Source organism: Paraburkholderia sp. A1RI_3L, assembly GCF_048957895.1.
Classification (GTDB): domain Bacteria; phylum Pseudomonadota; class Gammaproteobacteria; order Burkholderiales; family Burkholderiaceae; genus Paraburkholderia; species Paraburkholderia kururiensis.
Window position 1 is genome coordinate 1 of the sequence record NZ_JARCHA010000045.1, and the last position, 2,468, is coordinate 2,468.

A 2,468-nucleotide genomic window follows, 5' to 3' on the forward strand; every position below is an offset into this window, starting at 1 on the left:
TGTTGATTTGCACGGAAGCCTGACCCACGATTTGCATTGAATTCTGACCCACCCCTTGGACCAGCCTTGCGGGTTATGCGGTGGGTATCTGGGTCTTCTTTCTCTCCTTCTTCGGTTGTGTCGTGCTGTTGCGGAAACGATAGCTATCGTTGCCAGTTTCTACAATGTGGCAGTGATGCGTGAGCCGGTCGAGCAGCGCGGTGGTCATCTTTGCATCGCCAAACACACTGGCCCATTCGGCGAAGCTCAGGTTGGTGGTGATGATGATGCTGGTGCGCTCGTAGAGCTTGCTGAGCAGATGGAACAGCAGCGCCCCGCCGGTCTGGCTGAACGGCAGGTAGCCGAGCTCGTCCAGCACCACGAGGTCGGCATACATGAGCCGTGTGGCCAGTTGCCCGGGCTTGCCGCCCAGCTTCTCCTGCTCGAGGGCATTGACCAGTTCGATGGTGGAGAAGAAGCGCACGCGGCGGCGATGATGTTCGAGCGCCTGCACACCGATGGCCGTTGCCAGATGGGTCTTGCCCGTACCGGGCCCACCCACCAGCACGATGTTGTGCGCCGAGTCGATAAAGTCGCACTGGTACAGCTGGCGCACCAGCGCCTCGTCTGCATCGCTGCAGCTGAAGTCGAACCCGCCCATGTCGCGGTACGCCGGGAAGCGTGCCACCTTCATCTGGTACGCGAGGGAACGCACTTCGCGCTCGGCAATCTCCGCCTTGAGCAGCCCGGCCAGCACCAGCGAAGCCGCCTTGTACGCCGGCGAGTCCTGCGCTGCGAGTTCGCCCAGCGCCTGGGCCATGCCGTGCAGCTTCAGTGACTTGAGCATCTGCATCATGGCCTCAGGCTGCATGGCTGTCCTCCCGGCCACGCAGGCGGTCGTAGCGGCCGACGTTGGCCTGTGGCTCGACCTTCAGTGCGAAGGCCTGCGGCGTCTGCAGCGGCGGCACAGGCGGGCTGTCGAGCAGGCGGCTGAGGATGTTCAGTACCGTCTGCTTGTTCGGCACACCCGCCTCGAGCGCCCGCTCAACTGCGGTGAGCACCATCTGTTCGTCGTGCAGCAGCACCAGCGCCAGGATCTCGACCATCTCGCGGTCGCCGCCCGGGTGCCTGAGCAGCACGCCCTGCAGCCTGCGCAGGGCCTCCGGAAACTCGGCGAACGGTGCGCCATTGCGCAGTGCGCCCGGTTTGCGCTGCAGGACGGCCAGGTAGTGACGCCAGTCGTAGACCGTCTCGCCGCGGTCATGGCTGCGGTTGATACGCCGCCCGTGCTCGGCGATCACCTGCCCCTCGGCAACGAACACCAGCCTTGCGGCATACACACGCAGGCTGATGGGCCGGTTGGCGAACGACGCCGGCACGCTGTAGCGGTTGCGTTCGAAGTTCACCAGGCAGGTGGGCGAAACGCGTTTGACATGTTCGACGAAGCCATCGAACGGCTGGCCCACCGGCATCAGGTGGGGCCGCTCGGCCGACCACGCATCCCAGACCGTCATGTCCTGCTCCGGGTGCCGCGTCTGCTGCCACAGCAGTACGCACTGGTCGGCCAGCCAGTCGTTCAGCGCATCCAGTGAACCGAACGCCGGCACCTTCTGCCAGAGGCGGTGGCGGCTGTCCTGGACATTCTTCTCGATCTGCCCCTTCTCCCAGCCCGAGGCCACGTTACAGAACTCGGCATCAAACAGGTAGTGGCTCACCATCGCGCTGAAGCGCGCGTTGACCTCGCGCACCTTGCCGGGACGCACCCGGTCAACGGCAGTCTTCATGTTGTCGTAGATGCCGCGGCGTGGAATGCCGCCCCAGGCGACGAACGCATGATGATGCGCATCGAACAGCATCTCGTGGGTCTGCAGCAGGTAGGCGCGCAGGAAGAAGGCGCGGCTGTGGCTGAGCTTGAGCTGCGCGACCTGCAGCTTGACACGCTCGCCGTTGATCACCGCCCAGTCCTCGCTCCAGTCGAACTGGAATGCCTCGCCAGGGGCAAAGCGCAGCGGCACGAACGTTCCGCGTCCCGTGGTCTTCGCCTGCTCGTGCTGTTCCTGCCGCCAGCGCCGGGCAAACGCCGCCACGCGGTCATAGGAGCCCGTGAAGCCAAGCGCGCACAGATCCGCGTGTATCTGCCTGAGCGTCCTGCGCTGCTTGCGCGGCCGGTTCGCCTCGGTCTTGAGCCAGCCTGCGAGCTTCGCGGCAAACCCGTCGAGTTTGCTGGGGCTGTGGCGCTCGGGATAGGCCGGCAGAACCGTGCCGGCCCGGATGTAACGCCGGACCGTGTTTCTGGACACGCCCAGCCGTCTGGAAATCTCGCGCAACGAGACCTGATCGCGAAAGTGCCAGCGTCGGATGATGCTCAATATAGCCACGTCGATCACTCCGTTCCCCTGCCCGTTGCCGAGCAGGTCAGTGTTCTACGTGGGTCAATATTCGATGCAAATTACTGCCCTGGCCGGGTCAGGCTTCCGTGCAAATCAACA

At 64.3% G+C, this 2,468-nt stretch carries 2 protein-coding genes; both read right to left on the reverse strand.

The window, feature by feature from the left end:
• Positions 1-73: 73 nt before the first annotated feature.
• Positions 74-850, reverse strand: a complete 777-nt coding sequence (gene istB, locus PXJ20_RS32725; RefSeq protein WP_327204976.1) for an IS21-like element helper ATPase IstB — start codon at positions 848-850, stop codon at positions 74-76.
• Positions 840-2,366 (reverse strand): IS21 family transposase, encoded by a 1,527-nt coding sequence (gene istA / locus PXJ20_RS32730; protein WP_327204975.1) that lies wholly within the window; start codon positions 2,364-2,366, stop codon positions 840-842. The genes istB and istA overlap by 11 nt, the downstream gene beginning before the upstream one ends.
• Positions 2,367-2,468 lie beyond the last annotated feature (102 nt).

What these genes read in the sequence shown, in the direction of transcription:
- istB (WP_327204976.1), bottom strand. Translation starts at nt 850, where the DNA reads ATGCAGCCTGAGGCCATGATGCAGATGCTCAAGTCACTGAAGCTGCAC.